Source organism: Bradyrhizobium sp. JYMT SZCCT0180, from assembly GCF_018130165.1.
Taxonomy (GTDB): domain Bacteria; phylum Pseudomonadota; class Alphaproteobacteria; order Rhizobiales; family Xanthobacteraceae; genus Bradyrhizobium.
On record NZ_JAFCLZ010000010.1, the window covers coordinates 63,705 to 86,826 of the forward strand.

Sequence of the window (23,122 nt, forward strand, 5' to 3'; positions counted from 1 at the left end):
AGTTTTTCTAATGCCTGCATTCAAAACTGATCGTTTGTCAAGGCAGCGCCTTCTGGGCACGTTCCCGCCCGCAACCCGGAGGGATTCGAAATGATCAGCAGGAGACAGTTTCACCTTGGTTTCGGCGCAGCACTGATAGCCGCTGATCTGACCGTCTTGCCAAAGGCGGCACGCGCAGCGGGCACGGATCAACGACTGATCGCCGAGATCAAGCGTCTGGAGAGCGAGAGCGGTGGCCGGCTCGGCGTTTGTGTGCTGGAGACGGCAACCGGTGCGCGTCATGTCCACCGGGGCGACGAGCGTTTCCCGATGTGCAGCACATTTAAAGCGCTGGCGACCGCGGCGGTGCTGGCGCGGGTGGATGCCGGGAAGGAGCAATTGACGCGGCGCATCACCTTCGACGCATCAGCCATCGTGGTGAATTCGCCGGTCACTGAAAAGCACACCGGGGACGATGGCATGACGCTCGCCGAAATTTGCGACGCGGCGATGACACGGAGCGATAACACGGCGGGCAACCTGCTGCTCGCCAGCATCGGCGGGCCCCCGGGGCTGACCGCCTTCGCGCGAGGGCTCGGCGATCAGGTCACGCGGCTGGACCGGAATGAACCTTCGCTCAACCAGGCACTGCCCGACGATCCCCGCGATACCACGACACCGAATGCGATGGCTTCGAACCTCGAGAAGCTCGTCCTTGGGACTGCGACGCTGTCGGCTTCGTCGCGCGAGCAATTGACGGCATGGCTGGTTGCCAACAAGACCGGCGATACACGATTGCGCGCAGGGTTTGCGAAAGGCTGGCGTGTCGGCGACAAGACCGGCGCCGGTGACCACGGCACGAACAATCACGTTGCCGTGGTGTGGCCTCCCGACGGCGCCCCTGTCATCGTCGCGGCCTATCTGACCGGCGCCAGCGTTCCCAGCGCGCAACAAAATGCCACCATCGCCTCGATCGCGCGCGCGGTCGCGGCGATGAGACCGGGCTAGGTGCGGAATGCCGGCAAATCTCTCAGCGAAAACGACCGGCGCGCTATCGATGACCGTCGTCGCCGTTTGCCTTGTGATGCCGAGTTCGGTTGCATCGCTTGCGTCGGACCGGATGTTCACCAAGCGGCCCGCGTTCTCGGAGGCGGACCAGCCTGCGCGGATGGCCGCCGAGTGCAGAGAGGTGAGGCCGATGTCGGATGGCGTTCCGGAACTCGACTACCGGATCGATCTTTCCGTAGCCGGCAGTCTCACGGCGGTGCAGACAGATGGAGTGTTGTGGTATCTCGTGCTGTGTTCTCCGCCCGATGTCCGGATCATGTGCGTGACCTACCAGTCCAATGGCATGGAGATCGGTGACAGGATTATCGTGAGAGGCGGATACCGACGACGCGATGCCGATCACGTCCTTCTGGATCCTTGTTTGGCAACTAGGCCGGAGCCTTGATCTCGCTCCTGAGTGGGGTTTCGAACGTGCCGCTTTGATACAGTTCCCCGAGCGCGCCACGAGGCGGTCGATAAAGCGTGAACGCTGTCTGTGATTCAGTTCACATCGGCGCTGCGGGCCTCACGCTAAGGGACAGACGGGGTGGGCTTCTCCGAACGGAGGTTTGCCATGAACCGTTTGATGCTCTCTGGAGTCATTGCAGTCGCTCTGCTTGCCGCTGCCATCACCATGTTGCCGTCGCACTCGCTTTGGGGCCATCGCGACACCGGGACAACCGGTCTGGCGTCGTCGCAGCAACGTTCCGTTTCGACTGCCGCGAGCAAACTCCCGATCGAGGAGTTCGAGGATATGTCGTTCGTCTTTTCGCACCCGCCCAAGCGCTGAAGCGCGTGGCGACGGCGAGTCTTACGGGCCGCTCTTCTTCTGCCGGGTGCTGGCGATCAGCACCAGCAGGAACGAGGCTGCGGTCATCAGTGTGCTGATCGCGGCAATGGTCGGGTCGATCTCGTCGCGCAACGCGGTGAACATCCGCTTTGTCAGCGGCTGATACTGGCCGCCTGATATGAACAGGCCGACCACCGTCTCGTCCATCGCCGAGATGAAGGCGAAGATGGCTCCCGTCAGCACGCTGGCCTTGATCTGCGGCAGCGTGACGGCAAAGAAACTGCGCAAGCGGTTCATGCCGAGGCTGCGCGCCACCATCTCCTGCGCCGGATCGAAGCTCTGCAGGCCGGCCACAACCGACGTGATGACATAGGGCAGGCCGAGCATGACGTTGGCCAGCACCAGCCCCGACATCGTCGCCACCAGCCCAACTTTGGCATAGACAAAGAAGATGCCGACCGCGGTGATGATGATCGGCACCACCAAAGGCAGCATCAGCATCATGTGAACGATCCGCATGATGCGCATTTTCGAATTGCTGATGGCGTAGGCGGCGGCGACGCCGAGCGGCGTTGCAATCAGGACGGTGAGGGCGGCGACTGCAAAGGTGACGCGGGTCGCCTGCATCCAGGCCGCATTGCCGATATATTCCTGGTACCAGCGCAGCGACAGCGACGGCGGCGGGAAGGTCAGGAAGCGCGTGCTCGAAAACGACATCGGCACGATGATCAGCACCGGCAGGATCAGATACAGCAGCACCAGCGCGCAGAACACGACGAAGACGATGCGGGGGAGCGAGAACGTTTTCATTTTTGCCCCAGGATCCGGTCGAGCGGAATGAACCGGCCGACGATGAGGAAAATGACGAGAACGCTGACCAGCAGCACCACGCCGACGGCGCTTGCGGCGCCCCATTGGTCGTAAAGTTCGACATTGCGGCTGACCAGCAGCGACACCATCACGGTACGGCCGCCGCCGAGCAGTTCGGGCGTGATGTAGAAGCCGAGACACAGCACGAACACCAAGGTCGTGCCCGCGAGCACACCGGGCAGCGACAGCGGCAGGAAGATCCGCCAGAACGTATGCGACGGACTGCCGCCGAGGCTGGCCCCCGCCTGCATCAAATCGTGCGGGATTTTCTGCATGGTGGCGTAGAGCGGTAGCACCATGAACGGCAGCAGGATATGCACGGTCGCCACCACAGTGCCGAACGTGTTGTGCACCAGCGCCAGCGGCTCGTCGATAATCCCGAGATATTGCAGGAACTGGTTGACCACCCCGGTCCGCTGCAGCAGCGCCAACCAGGCATAGGCGCGCACCAGGGCGCTGGTCCAGAACGGCAGGATCACGAGCGCGAGAATCAATACGCTCCATCCCTTCGGCACCACGCTGGCGGCATAGGCGATGGGATAGCCGAGCAGCAGCGCCAGCAGCGTCACCAGCAGGCTGATCTGGAAGGTCAGTGAGAAGCTGCGCCAGTAGATGGCTTCGCTGAGGATGCGGCGGTAGTTCTCCAGCGTGAAGCCGTCATGATAGATCGATTGCCAGGCGAGCCAGCCGACCGGGAGCACGATCAGCAGCAGGATCACCAGCAGCGCCGGCGACGCCAATGCCAGCATCAGGCCCTGTTCGCGGCGATGGTGACGCAACGAGAGGTCTGGTGTGGAATGGGTCAATGCCGTTTTCCTGTCATGGCCGGATGGCTGGAGCGGGGTGCGCCGGCCGAACCCCGCTCCGGATCATTTTCGCCTATTTCTGCACGAACGAGACCCAGCGCTTCTCGGCGGCTTCGCCGTCTGGCGACGCCCACCACGCATAGGACATCAGCGCCTGCTTCTTGGCATTGTCAGGCGCGCTCGGCAGCTGCGCGACGCGCTCCGGCTTGACCACGCCGGTATCGAACGCCTTCGGGTTCGCCGGGCCGTAATCGATGTGCAGCGGCAGGTTGGCCTGATGGACGGGATCGACGGCCTCGTTGAGGAATTTGACCGCTGTCGCCAGGTTCGGTGCGCCCTTGAGAATGCAGAGCGAGGTGCTCTGCAGGATGCCCTGATTATAGGTATAGGCGACTTTGGCACCTTCCTTGGTCAGTGCGCTGACGCGGCCGTTCCAGGCCATCACCATGTCGACCTCGCCGTCGTTCAGGAGTTGCGCGGATTGCGCGCCCGAGGTCCACCACACCGTGATGTTGGGCTTGATCTCCTCGAGCTTCTTGAAGGCGCGGTCGACGTCGAGCGGATAGAGCTTCTCGGGCGCGACGCCGTCGGCCATCAGCGCAGCTTCCAGCGTCGCGATTGGGTGGTTGCGCAGCGCGCGGCGGCCGGGGAATTTCTTCACGTCCCAGAAGTCGGCCCAACTGTTCGGCGTAGCGCCTTCCGGATATTTCTTCTGGCTGTAGGCGAGAACGCTGGAATAGAACTCGTACGCCACCGAATAGGCGTTGCGATAGGCTTCCGGCATCGCAGCCGCGTTGGGGATCTTGGAGAAATCGAGTTTTTCGATCAGTCCCTGTTCGCCGCCGCGCAGGCAATAGCCGGTCGGCACGTCGACCACGTCCCAGATCGGTTTGCCGCTCGCGACCTGCGATTTGATCACCGGCCAGGCATCGGGAATGCTGTCCTGGTTGATGGTGATGCCGAGCTTCTTGGCTGAGGGGTCGAGGATCGCAACTGTCTGCGCCTTTTGATAGGCGCCGCCCTGCGACACGAAGGTGATCTGCTCGGCGGCGTTGGCCGTGATGCTGGTTGACGCGAAGAGCCCGAGCGCTGCGCCGAACAACGCGCGTCCTAATCCTGTGTTGGAAGCAACTGCCATTTTACGTTCCCCTCCTGTTATGATCGGGCCTTTGCGTTGCTATTGCCCGATCGCGTCCAAAAACTGGTACCAGCCGGCCACCATTCGGACGGCCGGTTCACGCAGCGGATAAAATGGAATGATCTTGAGACGGCGTGCGTCGAGCAGGCCGACATCCGGCTGTTCGCCACGGACGAAGGCCGCGAGGTAACGCCCCATCAGGCTGGACATCGCGACCCCTGCGCCGTTGTAGCCCATCGAGAACAGGGTGTTGTCGTCGAGCCGGCCGATATGCGGCATGGAATCCAGCGTCATGCCGACGAGGCCCGACCATTTGAACCCCAGCGGCGTGTCGTTCAGTTCCGGGAAGATACCGACCATGGCCTTGCGCAGCGCGTCGAAGGCAGCTTCGGAATCCTGTTTACCGAAGGCGCCGCGGCCGCCGAAGATCACGCGATCGTCGACCATGCGGAACCAGCGCATCATGCGCTTGGTCTCGGTGTAGGTTCGCCCTGATGGCATCAGGCTGCCGGCGAGATTATGCGGCAGCCGGTCGGTGGCGATGATGGCGCTGCGGAACGGCACCAAAGTGTGCTGCATGTGACGCGTCGCGTCGGTCAGGTCGGAATAGCTGTTGGTGGCGATGATGACTTGCCGCGCCCGCACCGCGCCCTGCGGCGTCTCGGCAATGACGCGCCCGTTCTCGCGCCGTAGCCGCAGCGCCGGGCTTTCCTGATAGATCGCGACACCGCGCGCCGCGAGCCCTTCGGCTAGGCCATGCAGATAATTCAGCGGATGGATGCCGCCGGAGCCCGGATTGAGCACGCCGCCGACGAACGCCTGCGAGCCGGTTTCCTCGCGCACTTCATGGGCGTCGAGGATCCGGACATCGGCATCGCCCATCTCGCGTTTCATCCATTCGGCTTCGTCGATCGCAGCTTTCAGCGTCGCCTGGTTATGCGCGGCCTTGACCTGTCCGGTTCGCGTCAGCCGCGCGGCGGTGATGCCGAATTCCGAAACCAGTTCCTCGACGATTTCGGTCGACTCATACGCGATCTCGTACATGCGCTTGGCCATCGCGCGGCCGTGGGCCGCATCGATGCCACGGAAGGATTGCCGGAATTTTGCAGTGATGACGCCGCCATTGCGGCCGCTGGCGCCCCAGCCGGGACGGTTGGCTTCGAGCACAACAGGCACGATGCCGCTTTTGGCGATGTGATGCGCGGCGGAGAGCCCGGTATAGCCGGCGCCGATGATCACGACGTCGGCCTGAACCTCGCCTGACAGCACGGGAAATGTCCGCAACGGCGTCGCCGTGCTCGCCCATAGCGAGTTCGCCGACGCCATTAGGGTCCAGGCTTGTGCCATCGCCGTGCGCCCCTCAGTGCCCGACCGCCGCGTCGGCGAAGGCTTTCATGGTGGCGAAATGAAAATCGGGTTTCGTCAGTTCGGGCACTTCGGGCGTACCGCCGAATCCCGCCATGCCCTGGCGGCGCTCGATCCAGCACACTTTGTAGCCGAGTTTTCGCGCGATCCCGATATCATGATGCTGGCTCTGTGCCACATGCAGGATGTCGGACTGCTTGTAGCCGAAGGCCGATTGCCGCCCCTTATTGTAGGCGAAGAATTCCGGGTTCGGCTTGGCGACGCCGGTCTCGTCGGCGCAGACGCTGTCGTCGAAGGGGTCACCGAGCGCGTGGGCGTAGCAGGACAGCGCGACGCGATCGGCATTGGTCATCGCCACCAGCCGGAATTTGGTGCGCAGCCGCTTCAGCGCCTCGACCGAATCCGAAAACGGCTGCCAGCGCAGCACCGCCAGTTGGAAGGAATCGCAGGCCGCATCATCGGCCGGCAGGCCGAGTTCCTTGGCAAGATAGCGGTAGACGTCGAACATCACTTCGCTCGATCGCTCCGGATGCGCATCGCGGCCGCGCTTGTAGGAGGCAAAGATCTTGTCGTCGCTGAGTTCAGCGGCGCTCCTTCCGGATATCTTGCGGACGGCGTCGAGCACGCCGGTTTCGAAGTCGATCAGGGTGCCGACGACATCGAAAGTGAGGACTTTGAAATTGCTGAACGACATGGGCGTTTCTTCTCTGGTGTTGGAACTGCGTTGGTGGTGGACGTTCATTCCGCTGCTTTCGGTACGATGATCGTGTCCTCCGGGTGGAGGGTCACGGTGAGGGGGCCGCCGACGGGCGGGATGCGGCGATAGGCTTCGTGATGGCTCGGCTGGCGCAGGCTCAGCGCGGTGCCGTCGGGCAGCGCGATGAAAATGCGCAGGCTTTCGCCCTGGTAGACGACGTCGGTGACGGTGCCGGTCAGCCGATTGAGCGCGGCATTATCAGCGCCGTCATCGATCAGCAGCTTTTCGCTGTGCACCGCCAGGATCAGCCCGTCGCCGTTCGGGATCGGCCGGGCACTGCGCAGGGTGGCGGGGCCGAGCGCCACGCTGCCCGTATCGATGCGGCGGACCGGCAACAGGCTCGCCTCGCCGATGAAACTGGCGACAAAGGAATCCGCGGGATGATCGTGCAGCCGCGCGGGCTGGTCGATTTGGATCAGGCGGCCGTCCTTGAGAATGGCGACGCGGTCGCTCATCGTCAGCGCCTCGCGCTGGTCGTGGGTGACGTAGATGATGGTGGCGCCGATGCGCTTGTGGAGCTGGCGCAGCTCGATCTGCATCGATTCCCGCAGCTGCTTGTCGAGTGCGGAGAGCGGCTCGTCCATCAGGATCAAACGCGGCTCGAAGATCATTGCCCGCGCCAGCGCCACGCGCTGGCGCTGGCCGCCGGAGAGTTGCGCCACGCCGCGTTCTTCGTAACCGGCGAGGCCGACCATCGCGAGCGCGCCGCGCACTTTCGCAGGCCAATCGGCCTTCGGCAGCCGCCGCGCGCGTAGCGGGAAGGCGACGTTCTCGCCGACGCTCATATGCGGAAACAGCGCGTAGTTCTGGAACACGACGCCGATGTTGCGCTTGTGCGGCGGCTCCAGCGTGACGTCACGCTCGCCGAAGTGGATCGAACCTGATGTCGGCTGGATGAAGCCGCCGAGCAGGCCCAGGAGCGTGGTCTTGCCGGATCCGGATGGCCCGAGCAGCGAGACGAACTCGCGCGGCGCGACGTTCAGCGTGACATTGTCGAGCGCCACGACAGCACCATAGTGCTTGCTCGCGGATTTGATTTCGACGCTTTCGCCACCGCTGCCCAATGAACGACCTTCCTGTTGCGCTTCGCCGCTGGCCCGCATGAATGCGGCTTCCCGGCGCCCCTGCCGCAAGGCCAAGGGGGTTGAACTGGCATGATCTCAATTTATAGGCGGACGCTTCCCGCGCGACAGGGGCGATCCCCCCGACCGCAGTTTGCTCGGAATGCTCCGCTTCCCGGCAGGCCTCCTTGATCGGCAAGGCAATCAAAATTAGCGCGGCCGGGCAATTGCCAAATTATCACTTGCGTCATAATCTGAAGTTATGCCTGAGCTTCGCCGGATGCTGCCTTCGAGCAATGCGCTGTTCGTCTTCGACGCCGCCGCGCGCAACGGCAGCTTCACGGCGGCGGCGGCCGAGCTGAACGTGACCCAGCCGGCGGTGAGCCGGATGCTGGGACGTTTCGAGGATTACCTCGGGGTCCGCCTGTTCGACCGCACCGCCGGCGGCGCGACCCTGACGGAAGAGGGCGAGCTGCTTTATCGGCGCGTCACCGACGGTTTTCGCAGCATCGAGAGCGGCCTGGTCGAAATCGAGCGGCGGCGCCGGGGCACCGAAACCGTCACGTTGTCGGTCTCCTCGGCCTTCACCAACCATTGGCTGATGCCGCGCATCGACAAGCTGCAGCGCGCGTTTCCGAACGTCGACCTCCGGTTCCAGTTGATCTCGGGCTCGCTGCGCGGCGCCGTCGAGAACGTCGACGTCGGCATGCGGTTTCGCGATCAGGACGATCCTGAGACCAGCGGCGCCCTGGTCATGAAGGAAGTCATGCTGCCGATCTGCAGCCCCGGCTATCGCGACACCAATGTTTCGCGCAAACCGGCCGAAGGGCGCACCATCATCAAGCTGGCCGACACGCCCGAAGACTGGGTGCTGCAATATCCGGGCGCGCTCACCGGCGCATCCGGTCCGGCCAAGGCGTTGAGTTTTTCGGATTACGCGGTCGTGGTGCAGGCGGCGCTGCTCGGGCAGGGCGTGACGCTCGGCTGGATCACGGTCGTCGCGCATTGGCTGCTGACCGGCGCGCTGGTGCCGGCTTCGGCAAAACTCGTCAGCACGCGCCGGGTCTGCGAACTGGTCACGCCGCGCAACCGGCCGATCCGTCCCGTTGCCGTCGAGATCAGGGACTGGATCATCGCGCAAATGCGCAGCGACATCGTGGCGATCGACAAGCTTTATCCGCGCCTGAAATTGATGGCGGCGAGCTATTGATCATGTTGCCGGCCGTCAGAATGTCGGCGGCGTGCAGGCGCTGATCACTTCGCACGGCTTGTCGCCGACGCAGCGAAACCGATGCGGCCGGCGGCTCTCGAAATAATAGGCGTCGCCGGGCCCGAGAATGCGGCGTTCGCTATCGACGGTCACTTCGAGCCGGCCGGAGAGAATGATGCCGCCTTCCTCGCCGTCGTGCACCAGCGGAATGCGTCCAGTGTCGCCGCCGGGCTCATAGCGCTCTTTCAGGATCTGCAAGCTCCGGCCGAACAGATTGTCACCGACCTGGCGAAACGAGATCTTGCCCTTGCCGATCTCGCTCAATTCGTCGGCGCGGTAAAACGCCTTGCGCGGCTGGTCGGGTTCAAGGGCGAAAAACTCCGCCATCCCCATCGGAATGCCGTCGAGGATACGCTTGAGCGCGCCGACCGACGGGTTCATCTGGTTGGATTCGATCAGCGAGATCGTCGAGTTGGTCACCCCCGAACGCTTGGCGAGTTCACGCTGCGAAATCTTGTTGCGGGCGCGGACGAAGCGTAACCGTTCGCCGACATCTATGCTCATCGCAGCCTCGAGGGGTTGGTTTGGGGTGTTGAGTGTGTTGCGGATCGAACGAATGCTACCCAACACCCTCAGCAAATTCAATGGCTTGGATGGTATCAGAAAAGGACTTGCTGCACATCATCAACATGATGTCGGGTAGGGAAACCGCACAGGAGCGCCCCATGACGATTCACCAGATTCCGAACACCGTGAAGCTCGAATCGTTCTGGATGCCGTTCACGGCCAACCGGCAGTTCAAGGCCGAGCCGCGGCTGTTCGCCTCCGCCTCGGGCATGCATTACACCACCATCGACGGCCGCAAGGTGATCGACGGTTCCGCGGGCCTGTGGTGCGTCAATGCCGGCCACGGCCGCAAGGAAATCGCTGCCGCCGTCGAGCGCCAGCTGATGAACCTCGATTTTGCGCCCTCGTTCAATATGGGCCATCCCTTGGCATTCGACTTCGCCGAGCGCCTCGCCGAAATCGCCCCAACGGGACTTGATCGCATCTTCTTCACCAATTCCGGTTCTGAATCGGTCGATACCGCGCTGAAGATCGCGCTGGCCTATCAGCGCGCCGCCGGCCAGCCGACCCGTACGCGCCTGATCGGCCGCGAGCGCGGCTATCACGGCGTCGGCTTCGGCGGCATGTCGGTCGGCGGCATGGTGAACAACCGCCGCGCCTTCGCGACCCATCTGCCGGGTGTCGACCATATCAGCCACACCCATGATCTCGCCCGCAACGCCTTCGCCAAGGGTCAGCCCGAGCACGGCGCCGAACTCGCCGACGATGTCGAACGGCTGGTGGCGCTGCATGGCGCCGAGACCATCGCCGCCGTCATCGTCGAGCCGGTGCCTGGCTCGACCGCCGTGCTGCCGCCGCCGAAGAACTACCTGCAGCGGCTGCGCACCCTGTGCGACAAGCACGGCATCCTCTTGATCTTCGACGAAGTCATCACCGGTTTCGGCCGCCTCGGCGCGCCGTTCGCCGCCAATTATTTCGGCGTCACGCCTGACATGATGACGACCGCCAAGGGCATCACCAACGGCACGGTTCCCTGCGGCGCGGTGTTCGCCAGCCGCAAGATCCACGACACGCTGATGACGGGGCCGCAGGCCCAGATCGAGCTGTTCCACGGCTACACCTATTCGGCGCATCCGGTGGCCTGCGCGGCCGGTATCGCGACGCTCGACATCTACAAGGACGAGGGGCTGCTGACCCGCGGCGCCTCGATGGCCGATTACTGGGAACAGGGCCTGCATTCGCTCAAGGGCCTGCCGAACATGATCGACATCCGCAATGTCGGCCTGATGGGCGCCATCGAAGTCGCACCGCGCAAGGACGCGCCGGCCGCGCGCGGCTATGATCTGATGGTCGATTGCTTCAACAACGGCCTCTATTTGCGCCAGAGCGGCGACTCCCTTGCGGTGTCACCGCCGCTGATCGTGGAGAAGAGCCACATCGACGAGATGGTCTCGATCCTCGGCGACGCGATCAAGCGCGTGGCCTGATCCTTGCTCTAACTGCGGCATCGACTATCGTGCGGTGATCGAACGATGCCGCGGCAGAAGCATGAGGGATCGTGAAAGTCTTGATTCTCGGCAGTGGCGTCATCGGCGTCACGTCAGCCTACTATCTCGCCAAAGCCGGCCATGAGGTGACGGTCGTCGACCGTCAGCCGCATCCCGCGCTTGAAACCAGCTTTGCCAATGCGGGCGAGGTCTCGCCCGGCTATTCCTCGCCCTGGGCGGGGCCGGGCGTGCCGGTCAAGGCGATCAAATGGCTCCTGATGCGGCATGGCCCGCTGGTGATCTGGCCCAAGCTCGATCCTGTCATGTGGATCTGGGGCCTGAAGATGCTGCGCAACTGCACCGAAGAGCGGTACGCCATCAACAAGCGCCGGATGATCCCGATCGCCGAATACAGCCGCGACTGCCTGCGCGCGCTGCGCGCCGAGATCGGCATCAAATATGACGAGCGTAGCCTCGGCACGCTGCAACTGTTCCGCAAGCAGAAGCAGCTCGACAGCACCGGCGGCGATATCGCGGTGCTCAAGCAATACGGCGTTCCCTACGAGGTGCTGGATCGCAACGGCTGCATCGGTGCGGAGCCGGCGCTGTCGGCCGTCAAGGACAAGTTTGTCGGTGGCTTGCGGCTGCCGCAGGACGAGACCGGCGACTGCCACATGTTCACGCAGGCGCTCGCCGTGGAGGCCGCAAAGCTCGGCGTGCAGTTCAAATTCAACACCACCATCGAGCGGCTGGTCGCCGACGGCGGCAGGATCACCGGCGTCGTCACCAGCGCAGGCTTGTTGCAGGCCGACACCTATGTCGCCGCCCTCGGAAGCTGGTCGACGCGGATGCTCAAACCGCTCAGTATTTCCGTCCCGGTCTATCCCGTCAAAGGCTATTCGATCACGGTGCCGGTGGTCGATGCCGACGGCGCGCCGGTGTCGACCGTGATGGACGAGAGCTACAAGGTCGCGGTCACGCGGCTGGGAGACCGCATCCGCGTCGGCGGCACCGCGGAGATTTCAGGCTATTCCAATAAGCTCGACGCGGCGCGGCGGGCGACGCTCGATCATTCGCTGACCGATCTGTTCCCGCGCGGCGGCGATGTCGGCAAGGCAACCTTCTGGAGTGGGCTGCGGCCGATGACCCCCGACGGTCCGCCGGTGATCGGCCCGACGCGCTACGCCAACCTCCAGCTCAATACCGGCCACGGCACGCTCGGCTGGACCATGGCGTGCGGTTCGGGGCGGGTGCTCGCGGACATGCTCTCGGGCCGCAAACCGGACATCGATGTGAAGGAGCTGGCGCTCACGAGATACGATCACCGGTTTGGGTGATCTCCGAGCTTTCGTCATGGCCGGGCTTGTCCCGGCCATCCACGTCTTTCTTATCTAAGTGAAGCAAGGCGTGGATGCCCGGGACAAGCCCGGGCATGACGACGTCGAGCGCGTAGCCCGCATGAGCGTAGCGACATGCGGGGCCGTGCCGGGAAAAACCCGGATATCGCTCTGCTCATCTTGGCTACCGGCTGGAACTATCTCTGGCGCAGCAGGTTCTGGTAACCGAGGCCCAATCTGTTACTTGCGCAGCGTGGGGCCAGGAGTACTCTGCGGAGAGCCGCCGTCGAGGGAGGGGTTTTCCCGTGATGGAGCCCACTACCAGGGTAGGTAATCGACTGTTAGCTGCGTTGCCGGCGGCAGATTTCGATTTGCTCGCGCCTCACCTCCGCAAAGTGTCGTCCGAACGTGACGTCGTTCTGCTTCGATCGGGAGACCTGGTTGAACAGATATATTTCCCCCTCAGCGGGACGATCGCGTTCATCATGGACATGCCAAACGGACAAACGGTGGCAACCGCGCTCGTCGGGAATGAGGGCGCCGTGGGCATCCTGTCCGCATTGGGACCTACCCGTTCTCCGATCACGGCGGTCGTCCGCGTCGCCGGAACCTCGTTGCAAATTTCTCCGGCAAGATTTCAGGCGGCGCTCAGCCGCAGTTGCGCCATCAGAGACGCGGTCCAGATCCACACCAGGGCGCTCTTGGCGCAACTCCAGCATGTCGCGGCCTGCAACGCGCTGCACTCGGTCGAGGCCCGTTTGGCCCGGTGGTTGCTCCACATCCACGACCGAATTGACGGTGATTTCCTGCCGCTCACGCAAGAGGCGCTTGCGGAGTTGCTTGGCGTACGTCGAACGACCGTGACGCATGTCGTGCACAAGCTACGGACGTTGCGGGCTATCCGGTCCAATCGGCGCGGCCTGATCGAGATTGACAGGCCGCGGCTCGAAGCCGCGGCATGCGAGTGCTACGACGTCATGCGCCGCAGAATCGATCAAATCGTTTCGCCTGAAGGAATGAAGCCTCACATCCCGCCGGTACATAAAATCTTGCGCGCTACAGACCCGCTTTTGGCCAAGGTGGATGTCGCCCAGCGGCACCCGCGAACGCATGGGACTAGCCCGCGGCCAAGAGGCCATTGATGTCAGCCATCTCGCTTGGCTCGTAAACCCAGGCTTCCTTGACCCAGGCATCCCTGGCGAACCATTCGTGATTGGCTTTGCAGAGTGAGCAGAAGGCGCGCGCGAAGAACACCACGCTGCATCGAAATTTTTCAGGGTCCGCCTTGATGCCTGTCGGGATCTCGCGTCCCGTTTGAGGGCACTTGATCATGACGATACCCATCTTGTTTCTCCCTCGGCTGTTGTGAAGATATGGCGGACTAGCGCGGGCGCTTCCGTTCGCTTTCTGACTCTCACGTCGGATTTTTTCGCTACAGGCCGCGACCGCTTTTGCCCGACGGCACGGGCGCTCCATCCGCCATCATGTGCTGGCCCCTTCGTTCGACAATCAACCCGTAGGCATGGGGCTGCCGGTGGACGTCGAAGTTGAAGGTGGTGCGCTTGTAGGAGTTGCATAAATCCAGATCACAGCGCGCCAATGCGATTTCGTCACCTTTGGTCGTGCAAGCTGCGACGATTTCACCTGATGGCGCCACAATGCAGCTACCGCCGATCTGGTCGACGCCCTCTTCGATCCCAGCCTTGGCGACGCCGACGACCCAGGTCCCGTTCTGGTAGGCGCCGGACTGCATCACAAGACGATTGTGGAACAGCGAGAGGTCGTCGTGCTCCGGTGCCGGCGGATTATGCACCGGCGTGTTGTAGCCGATCAGAACCATTTCGACGCCCTGCAGTCCCATCACGCGATAGGTTTCGGGCCAGCGGCGATCATTGCAGATTGCCATGCCGATCGTGCCGTTGAATGCGTCGGCCACGCCAAAGCCGGAGCCGGGCTCGAAGTAACGCTTTTCCAGATGCTGAAATCGGCGCCAGGGCTCGTGTTCGGCGTGGCCGGGCAAATGCACTTTGCGATACCTGGAAATGGTATTGCCGCGCTTGTCAACGAGGATAGCGGTGTTGTGCCGATGGGTTTCGCCGTTCTCGACCGCCAGTTCGGCGTAACCCAGGCAGAATCCGATGCCCAGTTCCCGGGCCAGGTCGAACAGGGCACGCGTCTGCGGACCGGGCATCTCATGCTCGAAGAAGGAATCGATTTCCGCCTGATCCTCCATGTACCAGCGCGGAAAGAACGTCGTCAGCGCCAGTTCGGGATAGACGATGAGGTCGCATCCGTTGGCGTGCGCCTGGCGCATCAACGCCATCAGCCGCGCGACAACCTCGGTTCTCGTTTCGCTTCGGGCGACAGGACCCAACTGTCCCGCTGCGACGTTCACAAATCTTGCCACTGTGTTTCCCTTTGATCCGTTATCGCTCGATCCTCTGCATGCAGAACCCATGCCGCGACTGCGATCGGTGCCGCCTGAGTGCAAGCGCATTCTCGCAGCATGCGTGCGACAAAACAACCCGACGGGCAAATCACTTCCGATTTGCGGAAATCATGTCAAGTCCAAAATTTCCGAAAATCAAAAACATTTCTCTTCCCTTCGAACCAAATCACCGGCACATTCTCACCCATCCCGTCCCACTCAGAGGGACGTCGGCCGTCGTCATGACGAGGGGCGGGTTGCGGTGGACGCTGACGTTGCGATTGACGGTCGCGGCTGATGCGTACGGTGAAAGCGTGTGGTCCTGGCGCCCGTAACGGCGTCAAGCTCTGAGGAAGCTAACGCTTCCGAGGGGTGACGGTGGCAATAGAGGCCGTCTCACCGGGGAGAGCGCGCTATAAGCCGTAAAGCCACTGCGCAGGGAATGTCGGATGTTCTCCGCTGCCCTGTATGCTCATGTGCAGCATTCTTATGCACAATCGCACATGAGACCGCGGGTGCAGCGCGCATCCGGCATTCCCTGCGCCCTCTGAAATTTTGGGGGCGGGAGATTTTCAGCAAGACTCGGGCGCAATGCGTAGCGGGAATGCGAAGGCGTGTGTCACACCCACAATTGTCGTCCCCGCGAAGGCGGGGACCCAGTATCCCCGAGACAGTAGTGATTGAACCGAGAAGCCGCGGCGTACTGGATCCCCGCCTGCGCGGGGATGACAGCGTTGTTGGGGGCCGCACTCTCCCCGTCATTGCGAGCGAAGCGAAGCAATCCATGTCTCGGCAGGGCGGCGCGATGGATTGCTTCGCTGTGCTCGCAATGACGTGGATAGGCCGGTGGGTATGGGTCCGGCCCCCCGTGCGCAATTGCGCAACTAGGCCGGGACGACAGCTACTACGCCGAAACGCAATTCACCCACAGCACAACCGCCTTGGCCTTGTCGGACGGATTGCTGAAGCGGTGCGGGCGGCGGCTGGCGAAACGGAAACTGTCGCCGGTCTTGAGCGTCCAGCTTTCGGCATCGACGGTGAGGTTCATTTCGCCTTCGAGCACGAGACCGGCTTCCTCGCCGTCATGCGTATACAATTCGTCACCGGTGCTGCCGGCGGGTTCCATGTGGACCAGAAACAGATTGAGACGGCCTTCGGAGCCGGAAGGGCGGAGCAACTGCTTGGAGATGCCGGTGCGCCACAAGTTCAACTCGGCGCGCTGCGGTTCGCGGGTGACGATGGCTTCCGGGCCGCTTCCGGCGGTGTCCTTGGCGCCGAACAGTCCGGCGATGCCGACGCCCAGCACGTCGGCGATGGTCGCCAGCACGCGCAGCGAAGGCGAGGAGAGGCCGCGTTCGATCTGGCTGAGGAAGCCGATCGACAGATCGGTGCGGGCGGCGATCGTTTCGAGCGACAGCTTTCGGCTTCGCCGCAACTCGCGGAGGCGCTGCCCGACCGCGACGTCCACCGCGGGCTCGGCCTTGACGGCCTTCTTGTTCATGCGCTTGCCGCCGCTCACGTCAGACCGAGTCCTTCATGTGTATGAAAATCCCGCTTGCGCAATTCCGGGCAATGTGTCCATAATTTCATGGTTGTGAAAATAGGCTTGGACGGCGAAACCTGCAACTGGCTTGTTGAGAAGAGGCACATTCGCCGCCCGGTGCCCAAACAGTTGAGGGGTACGATGCTTTTCAAACGTCTCGTTCAGGCCGCGGCCGCGGCGCTCGTCCTTGCCGCCGCCACGCCTTTGTCGGCGCAGCAGGTGCTCAAGGTGGGCTCGACCCCGACGGGCGTGCCCTTCACCTTCCTCGAAACCAAGTCCAACAGCATTCAGGGCGTGATGGTCGACCTGATCACGGAGATCGGCAAGGACGCCGGCTTCCAGGTCCAGATCGAACCGATGCAATTCTCCGCGCTGGTGCCGTCGCTGACGTCGAACAAGATCGACATCATCTCGGCGGCGATGTTCGCCACCGCAGCGCGCAAGGAAGTGATCGATTTCTCGGAGGCCGTCTACACCTATGGCGAGGGTCTCGTGGTGCCGAAGACCGACGCCAAGAACTATGCCTCGCAGGAAGATCTGAAGGGCGAGGTGGTCGGCGCCCAGGTCGGAACGGCCTTCGTCGATGCGTTGAAGAAGACGGGATTGTTCAGCGAGGTCAAGGTCTACGACACCATTCCTGATATTTTGCGTGATGTGAACGCGGGCCGTCTCAAGGCCGGCTTCGCGGACTTTCCGATCCTCGCTTACAATCTGAAGCAGGGCGCGTTCGGCGAAGTCCGGCTGGTGGATTCCTACAAGCCGGTCACCGTCGGCACGGTCTCGATCGGGGTCCGCAAGACCGACGGGGAATTGCTCGGCAAGATCAACGCCTCGCTCGCCAAGCTCAAGGCCAATGGCGCGCTCGACAAGATTCTCGACAAATGGGGTCTGCAGCCCAAAGCGTCCTGATTGAGGCGCACTGAAGAAGGTATCTTGGACAGGCCTGGCCGGCAACGCGTGATGAACTGATGCAAAATTTCCTGCGCGATGCCGTCGAGTTCATGCCGATCCTGCTGCAGGGCGTCTGGCTGACGGTCGTCGTCACCATCGGCTCGCTGCTGCTGTCGACCGTTCTGGGCCTGCTATGGGCCCTGATGCGGGTCTCCGGCATTCGGGTCCTGTCGGGCCTCAGCGCCGGCCTGATCAACGTGATCCGCGGCATCCCGATCATCGTGCTGCTGTTCTACCTCTATTTCGTGATGCCCGACTTCGGCGTCGCGCTGACGGCGCTGCAGGCCTCGATCATCGGGCTCGGCATTGCCTATTCGGCCTACCAGGCCGAGAATTTCCGCGCCGGCATCGAGGCAATTGACAAGGGGCAGATCGAGGCGGCGCAGACCATCGGCATGGGCTGGTGGCTGACCATGCGCCGCGTGGTGCTGCCGCAGGCGGTCAGGATCGTGCTGCCGCCCTACGGCAACGTCATGATCATGATGCTGAAGGATTCCTCGCAGGCCTCCACCATCACGGTCGCCGAGCTGGCGTTGCAGGGCAAATTGATCGCTTCCTCGACCTTCAAGAACACCAGCGTGTTCACGCTGGTCGCGCTGATGTACCTGACCATGAGCATCCCGCTGATCCTGCTGGTTCGCCATTTCGAGAACAAGGCGAAGCGCAAATGATCGAGCTCAGCAACGTCCATAAGAGCTTTGGTTCCAACGAGGTACTCAAGGGCATTACAGCTTCGGTTGAGAAGAGCGAGGTGGTCTGCATCATCGGTCCGTCAGGCTCCGGCAAGTCGACCATCCTGCGCTGCATCAACGGCCTGGAAAGCTACGACTCCGGCGAGATCCTGGTGGAGGGGGCAAAGGTCGACAACAAGGCGCCGTCGATCGTGGCGATCCGGACCCAGGTGTCGATGGTGTTCCAGCGCTTCAACCTGTTTCCGCACCGCACCGCGCTGGAGAACGTGGTCGAAGGTCCGATCTATGTGAAAAAGGAACCGCCGGCCGAGGCGCTCGAGCGCGGCCGCGCGCTGCTGGCGCAGGTCGGCCTTGCCGAGAAGGCGGACGCCCATCCGGGTCAGCTTTCCGGCGGCCAGCAGCAGCGTGTCGCCATTGCCCGCGCGCTGGCGATGCAGCCCAAGGCGATCCTGTTCGACGAGCCGACCTCCGCGCTCGACCCTGAACTGGTCGGCGAGGTGCTCGGCGTGATGCGAAAACTTGCCGATGACGGCATGACCATGGTCGTGGTCACCCATGAGATGGGCTTTGCCCGGGACGTCGCCGACCGCGTGCTGTTCATCGACGGCGGCGTCATCGTCGAGCAGGGCGCGGCGAAGTCCGTGCTCAACGCGCCGCAGCACGCGCGGACCCAGGATTTTCTGCACCGCGTGCTGCATCCCCTGTGAAACGAATTTGCCGGACCTGATGAACTTGACCCATCAATCCCTTGCCCTGCCGCCGAGCCTCTACGCAGACACCGCCGTTGCGCCGGTCCCGACGCCGCTACTTGATGTCGATAAAAACGTGTCGGTCGCGATCATCGGCGGCGGCTTCGCCGGACTATCGACCGCGCTTCATTTGGCCGAGCAGGGCACCGACGCGATCGTGCTCGAAGCCCAGCAGCCCGGCTGGGGCGCATCGGGCAATAATGGCGGCCAGCTCAATCCCGGCCTGAAGCTCGACCCCGATACGATCGAGGCGACGTTCGGCGCGGATCTCGGCCGGCGCATGATCGCGTTCGGCTACAACACGCCGGTGTTCACGCTCGAGCTGATCCGCCGTCTCGGCATTGAATGCGAGGCGCGGCAGAACGGCACCTTGCGCGCGGCCTATCATCCGTCCAGCACGGCTGGTGTCGAGACCACCGCCGAGCAATGCATCCGGCGCGGCATGCCGGTCACGGTGCTCGGCCGCGACGCCGTCCGCGAAGCGACCGGGACGGATCGCTATCTGCTGGCGATGAAGGACGCACGCGGCGGCGACGTGCAGCCGCTGAGCTACGCGCGCGGTCTTGCGCGGGCGGCGATGGCTGCCGGTGCGGCCGTTCACGGCGAGACCCCGGCGACCTCGCTGCGGCGCGAGGGCGGACGATGGCGCATTGAAACCCCTCGCGCGGTGGTTCGCGCCGAAAAGGTCCTGATCGCCACCAACGGCTTCACCGACGACCTCTGGCCCGACCTGCGCCGCACCATCGTGCCGGTGTTCAGCTCGATCGCCGCGACCGAGCCTTTGCCCGATGAGGTCGCGCGAAAAATCATGCCGACGCGGTCGGTGCTGTACGAAAGCGGGCATATCACCGTCTATTATCGCATCGATGCGTCGAACCGCCTGTTGATGGGTGGCCGCGGTCCGATGCAGTGGATCAAGGATCCGGCGCCGGTCTCATACCTCATGCGTTACGCGGAGCGGCTTTGGCCTGGAATCCGCGGCGCGCGCTGGACGCACGGCTGGAACAGCCGACTCGCCATGACGCCGGATCATTACCCGCATGTGCACGAACCCGGCGTGGGCGCGCTGGCCTATCTCGGCTGCAATGGCCGCGGCGTCGCGCTTGCAACCGCCATGGGGCAACAGCTCGCGAAACGGTTGATCGGCGGCGAGAAGGCCGAGATCGACATGCCGATCACGGGCTTGAAACCCATTCGTTTTCACGCATTGTGGCCGGTGGCGGTCAAGAGCGTGGTGATGACGGGCCGGATCCGCGATCGCCTTGGGCTTTAGGACATGAAGAACATCACGATCGGCGTGATCGGCGCCGGGCTGATCGGGCGCAAACATCTGCGCAAGCTCGCCGAGCGCGAAGATTACGAGCTGGTCGGCATCGCGGACGTGAACGCCGATGCGGTCTCCGCCGAGCACCCCAGGACGCGCGTCTTCGCCGATTACCGCCAGCTGCTGGACGAAGCACGGCCGGAGGCCGTGATCATCGCCTCGCCCAACCAGCTTCATGCCGAGAATGGCATCGAATGCGCCCGGCGGGGCATCCATATCCTGATCGAGAAACCGGTCACAGATACGCTCGATACGGCGGCCACTCTGATAACGGAAGTGCGCAAGGGCGGCGTCAAATCGCTGGTCGGACATCACCGCCGCCATCATCTGCCGGTCAAGACGCTGCAAGCGCTGCTGCGGGATGGCCGGTTCGGGGATGTCGTCGGCGTATCGGCGATCTGGGCGACGCATAAGCCGGCGGATTACTTCAAGATCGCGCCGTGGCGGCGTGAGGCCGGCGGCGGCCCGATCCTGATCAACCTGATCCATGAGATCGATTTCCTGCGCTACACCGTCGGCGAAATCGTAGCCGTCGAAGCCATTGCGTCTAATCGCCAGCGCGGCTTTGCGGTCGAGGATAGCGCCGCCGCGCTGATCGAATTCGACAATGGCGCGCTCGGCACCTTTTTCATCAGCGACAGCGCCGTCTCGCCCTGGACGACGGAGCAGGGTCTGGGTGAGGCGCCGGAATTCCCGTTCAGCGGCGAAAGCAGCTACCGGTTCATGGGCCGCCGCGGCGCGATCGAGTTTCCGGAACTCGTGCAATGGACACAGGCGGGCGACGCGCAGGACTGGAACAAGCCGATCCAGGCCCAGCGCCTCCACGCGCCAACGATCGATCCCTATGTCGCGCAGCTCGATCATTTCCGCGACATTATCCGCGGCACCGCTTCCTCGTTGCAGCCGGTCGAGGATGGCGCGCGGTCCTTGCTCGCAACGCTTGCGATCGCCGAAGCCGCCACCGCCGGGCGGCGCATCGACTTGCGGGACCGGTATGCGGCGCTTTCGCCATAGGTCCGCTGTGAATCAGTGAAAGTTATCGAAGACCAGAGCTAACAATTGGTCCAAATGGTTGAAAACGAAGATGCTTTAGCTCTATCGTGCGGCCCTCGGGACGCGCCTGGGACCTTCCGGAGCTAATCGCATGACCAAACGCTCGATCGCCACGGTTTCGCTGAGCGGCTCGCTCGACGAAAAGCTGCGCGCCATTGCTGGCGCCGGTTTCGATGCCGTCGAGATTTTCGAGAATGACCTGCTGACGTTCAACGGCAGCCCGCGCGACGTCGGAAAACTCTGCCGCGACCTCGGCCTTGCAATTTGCGCGTTCCAGCCGTTTCGCGATTTCGAGGGCATGCCCGAACCGCAGCGCGCCCGCAACTTCGCGCGCGCGGCGCACAAGTTCGATCTGATGCAGGAATTGCGGACCGACTTGCTGCTGATCTGCAGCAACGTTTCACCGGCATCGCTTGGAGGCATCGACCGCGCCGCCGCGGATTTCCGCGCCCTTGGCGAACTCGCGGCTTCGCACGGCCTGCGCGTTGGTTTCGAGGCGCTGGCCTGGGGGCGTCATGTCAATGACTATCGCGACGCCTGGGAAATCGTGCGCCGCGCCGATCACAAATCGATCGGGGTCATTCTCGACAGTTTTCACGCGCTGGCGCCGGGATTTCCGGTGAGCGCGATCCAGTCGATTCCGGCGGACAGGATCTTCCTGGTTCAGCTTGCCGACGCGCCGAAGCTTGGTCTCGACGTATTGTCCTGGAGCCGGCACTTCCGTTGCTTCCCGGGGCAGGGCGACCTGCCGGTGGGGGCCTTCATGGACGCTGTGGCCGCGACCGGATACAGCGGCCCGCTGTCGCTGGAGATATTCAACGATCAGTTTCGCTCCGGCTCGCCGGTCCGCACCGCGACCGACGGGCTGCGTTCGCTCATTTTGCTGGAGGATGAGCTGGCCAAGAGCTCCTCCAAGGCATCGACGCGGAGGCTGCAGCCCAAAGCGCAGAGCCGCGGCGTCGGCTTCGTCGAATTCGCCGTCGATGAAGCCAAGGCGAGGAGCCTGTCGGCGTTGTTGAGCCAGCTCGGCTTTCGCAAGACCGGCTCCCATCGCAGTAAGGATGTCGAGCGCTGGTCGCAAGGCCACATCGAGCTGGTCATCAACTGCGAACCGGACGGCTTTGCGCATTCGCACTATGTCACGCACGGCCCGGGCGTCTGCGCCATCGCGATCGACATCGACGACGCCGGGAAAACCATGGCCCGCGCGGAAGCGCTGAAGGCCCACACCTTCTACCAGCCGGTTGGGCCCGGTGAACTCGAGATCCCCGCGATCCGGGGCGTCGGCGGCAGCCTGCTGTATTTTCTGCAAGCCGCGGGCAAGAACTGGGACACCGATTTCGAACCATTGCGCAGCGATGCCGCGAGCGACCGTCTCGACGCGGTCGACCATATCTCGCAGTCGATGCCTTATGACGAGATGCTGTCCTGGCTGTTGTTCTACACCGGCATACTTGATCTGCAGCGCCTGCCGCAGATGGAAATCGCCGATCCGGTCGGGCTGGTGCAGAGCCAGGCGCTGATCAACGGTAATCAGGGCTTGCGCGTGATCCTGAACGGCTCGTCGGCGACGCGGACACTGTCGGCCCGTTTCATCAACGAATTCTTCGGCTCCGGGGTCCAGCACATCGCATTTTCATGCAGCGATATTTTCACAGCTGTCGCTGATATGCGCTCGCGCGGTGCGGATTTCCTGAAGATCCCGGACAATTACTACGACGATATCGAAGCCAAATACGATCTCGATGCCGCGACGATGACGGCGCTGCGCGACAACCAGATTTTGTACGACCGCGAAGGCGACGGCGAATTCTTCCAGGTCTACACCCACACCTTCGATGACCGGTTCTTCTTCGAGATCGTCCAGCGGCGGGACTACCAGGGATTTGGTGCCGCCAATGCCGCGGTTCGCCTCGCGGCGCAGACGCGGGAGTCGCGGCCCTTGACCATTCCCCGCGCGTGAAAGAA

The 23,122-nt window shown here is 63.2% G+C and carries 23 protein-coding genes; 13 read left to right on the top strand and 10 right to left on the bottom strand.

What is annotated here, in order from left to right; genetic code table 11:
• Positions 1-90: 90 nt before the first annotated feature.
• The 3 genes from bla (at position 91) to JQ641_RS16390 (ending at position 1,816) form a co-directional block, all read left to right on the top strand.
• Positions 91-987: a class A beta-lactamase gene (bla, locus tag JQ641_RS16380; RefSeq protein ID WP_211997009.1), complete on the top strand. Its 897-nt coding sequence runs from the start codon at positions 91-93 to the stop codon at positions 985-987.
• A 49-nt stretch (positions 988-1,036) separates the two neighbouring features.
• Entirely contained in the window at positions 1,037-1,432 is a 396-nt protein-coding gene (locus JQ641_RS16385; RefSeq protein ID WP_211997011.1) for a hypothetical protein, read from the top strand.
• Positions 1,433-1,600: 168 nt separating this feature from the next.
• Positions 1,601-1,816, top strand: a complete 216-nt coding sequence (locus JQ641_RS16390; protein ID WP_211997013.1) for a hypothetical protein — start codon at positions 1,601-1,603, stop codon at positions 1,814-1,816.
• Positions 1,817-1,837: 21 nt separating this feature from the next.
• Here JQ641_RS16390 and JQ641_RS16395 read toward each other — a convergent pair whose 3' ends face one another.
• The 6 genes from JQ641_RS16395 to JQ641_RS16420 form a co-directional block, all read right to left on the bottom strand.
• On the bottom strand, positions 1,838-2,626 hold the full coding sequence (locus JQ641_RS16395) for an ABC transporter permease (RefSeq protein WP_211997015.1): 789 nt from the start codon (positions 2,624-2,626) through the stop codon (positions 1,838-1,840).
• A complete protein-coding gene (locus JQ641_RS16400; RefSeq protein WP_211997144.1) occupies positions 2,623-3,435 on the bottom strand; it encodes an ABC transporter permease in 813 nt (270 codons plus the stop codon). The genes JQ641_RS16395 and JQ641_RS16400 overlap by 4 nt, the downstream gene beginning before the upstream one ends.
• A 130-nt stretch (positions 3,436-3,565) precedes the next feature.
• Positions 3,566-4,630: an ABC transporter substrate-binding protein gene (locus JQ641_RS16405; RefSeq protein ID WP_211997016.1), complete on the bottom strand. Its 1,065-nt coding sequence runs from the start codon at positions 4,628-4,630 to the stop codon at positions 3,566-3,568.
• Between the two features lie 39 nt (positions 4,631-4,669).
• Positions 4,670-5,977 (bottom strand): NAD(P)/FAD-dependent oxidoreductase, encoded by a 1,308-nt coding sequence (locus JQ641_RS16410; RefSeq protein WP_211997025.1) that lies wholly within the window; start codon positions 5,975-5,977, stop codon positions 4,670-4,672.
• A 13-nt stretch (positions 5,978-5,990) separates the two neighbouring features.
• Entirely contained in the window at positions 5,991-6,689 is a 699-nt protein-coding gene (locus JQ641_RS16415; protein ID WP_211997026.1) for an HAD family hydrolase, read from the bottom strand.
• A 44-nt stretch (positions 6,690-6,733) separates the two neighbouring features.
• Positions 6,734-7,855 carry an ABC transporter ATP-binding protein gene (locus tag JQ641_RS16420; RefSeq protein WP_211997027.1) on the bottom strand — a complete coding sequence of 374 codons (1,122 nt, stop codon included), beginning with the start codon at positions 7,853-7,855 and terminating at the stop codon, positions 6,734-6,736.
• Positions 7,856-8,075: 220 nt separating this feature from the next.
• Between JQ641_RS16420 and JQ641_RS16425 the strand changes: the two genes are divergently transcribed.
• A complete protein-coding gene (locus JQ641_RS16425) occupies positions 8,076-9,023 on the top strand; it encodes a LysR family transcriptional regulator (protein WP_211997028.1) in 948 nt (315 codons plus the stop codon).
• Positions 9,024-9,038: 15 nt separating this feature from the next.
• Here JQ641_RS16425 and JQ641_RS16430 read toward each other — a convergent pair whose 3' ends face one another.
• Positions 9,039-9,587, bottom strand: a complete 549-nt coding sequence (locus JQ641_RS16430; RefSeq protein ID WP_211997029.1) for a cupin domain-containing protein — start codon at positions 9,585-9,587, stop codon at positions 9,039-9,041.
• A gap of 161 nt (positions 9,588-9,748) precedes the next feature.
• Here JQ641_RS16430 and aptA point away from each other — a divergent pair, with 161 nt between their 5' ends.
• From aptA to JQ641_RS16445, 3 genes are all read left to right on the top strand, one after another.
• On the top strand, positions 9,749-11,077 hold the full coding sequence (gene aptA / locus JQ641_RS16435) for an omega-aminotransferase AptA (RefSeq protein WP_211997031.1): 1,329 nt from the start codon (positions 9,749-9,751) through the stop codon (positions 11,075-11,077).
• A 71-nt stretch (positions 11,078-11,148) separates the two neighbouring features.
• On the top strand, positions 11,149-12,414 hold the full coding sequence (locus tag JQ641_RS16440) for a D-amino acid dehydrogenase (RefSeq protein ID WP_211997032.1): 1,266 nt from the start codon (positions 11,149-11,151) through the stop codon (positions 12,412-12,414).
• A gap of 308 nt (positions 12,415-12,722) precedes the next feature.
• The gene (locus JQ641_RS16445; protein ID WP_211997145.1) at positions 12,723-13,556 is read left to right on the top strand and encodes a Crp/Fnr family transcriptional regulator; all 834 of its coding nucleotides are present in this window, start codon (positions 12,723-12,725) and stop codon (positions 13,554-13,556) included.
• Here JQ641_RS16445 and JQ641_RS16450 read toward each other — a convergent pair.
• From JQ641_RS16450 to JQ641_RS16460, 3 genes are all read right to left on the bottom strand, one after another.
• A complete protein-coding gene (locus JQ641_RS16450) occupies positions 13,531-13,758 on the bottom strand; it encodes a hypothetical protein (protein WP_211997033.1) in 228 nt (75 codons plus the stop codon). The two genes, JQ641_RS16445 and JQ641_RS16450, sit on opposite strands and share 26 nt — an antisense overlap.
• Positions 13,759-13,846: 88 nt before the next feature.
• Positions 13,847-14,821, bottom strand: a complete 975-nt coding sequence (locus JQ641_RS16455) for an N-carbamoyl-D-amino-acid hydrolase (RefSeq protein WP_211997034.1) — start codon at positions 14,819-14,821, stop codon at positions 13,847-13,849.
• Between the two features lie 925 nt (positions 14,822-15,746).
• Positions 15,747-16,343: a cupin domain-containing protein gene (locus JQ641_RS16460; protein WP_211997035.1), complete on the bottom strand. Its 597-nt coding sequence runs from the start codon at positions 16,341-16,343 to the stop codon at positions 15,747-15,749.
• A 183-nt stretch (positions 16,344-16,526) separates the two neighbouring features.
• Here JQ641_RS16460 and JQ641_RS16465 point away from each other — a divergent pair, with 183 nt between their 5' ends.
• From JQ641_RS16465 to JQ641_RS16490, 6 genes are all read left to right on the top strand, one after another.
• Entirely contained in the window at positions 16,527-17,294 is a 768-nt protein-coding gene (locus tag JQ641_RS16465) for an ABC transporter substrate-binding protein (RefSeq protein ID WP_211997036.1), read from the top strand.
• A gap of 59 nt (positions 17,295-17,353) precedes the next feature.
• Positions 17,354-18,007 (top strand): amino acid ABC transporter permease, encoded by a 654-nt coding sequence (locus tag JQ641_RS16470; RefSeq protein WP_211997037.1) that lies wholly within the window; start codon positions 17,354-17,356, stop codon positions 18,005-18,007.
• Entirely contained in the window at positions 18,004-18,735 is a 732-nt protein-coding gene (locus tag JQ641_RS16475; protein ID WP_192734428.1) for an amino acid ABC transporter ATP-binding protein, read from the top strand. Before JQ641_RS16470 ends, JQ641_RS16475 begins: the two co-directional genes overlap by 4 nt.
• Positions 18,736-18,760: 25 nt before the next feature.
• Positions 18,761-20,050: an NAD(P)/FAD-dependent oxidoreductase gene (locus JQ641_RS16480; RefSeq protein ID WP_502754966.1), complete on the top strand. Its 1,290-nt coding sequence runs from the start codon at positions 18,761-18,763 to the stop codon at positions 20,048-20,050.
• A gap of 3 nt (positions 20,051-20,053) precedes the next feature.
• Positions 20,054-21,115 (top strand): Gfo/Idh/MocA family protein, encoded by a 1,062-nt coding sequence (locus JQ641_RS16485; protein WP_211997039.1) that lies wholly within the window; start codon positions 20,054-20,056, stop codon positions 21,113-21,115.
• Between the two features lie 130 nt (positions 21,116-21,245).
• On the top strand, positions 21,246-23,117 hold the full coding sequence (locus JQ641_RS16490) for a bifunctional sugar phosphate isomerase/epimerase/4-hydroxyphenylpyruvate dioxygenase family protein (RefSeq protein WP_211997041.1): 1,872 nt from the start codon (positions 21,246-21,248) through the stop codon (positions 23,115-23,117).
• The last annotated feature ends 5 nt before the right edge of the window (positions 23,118-23,122 follow it).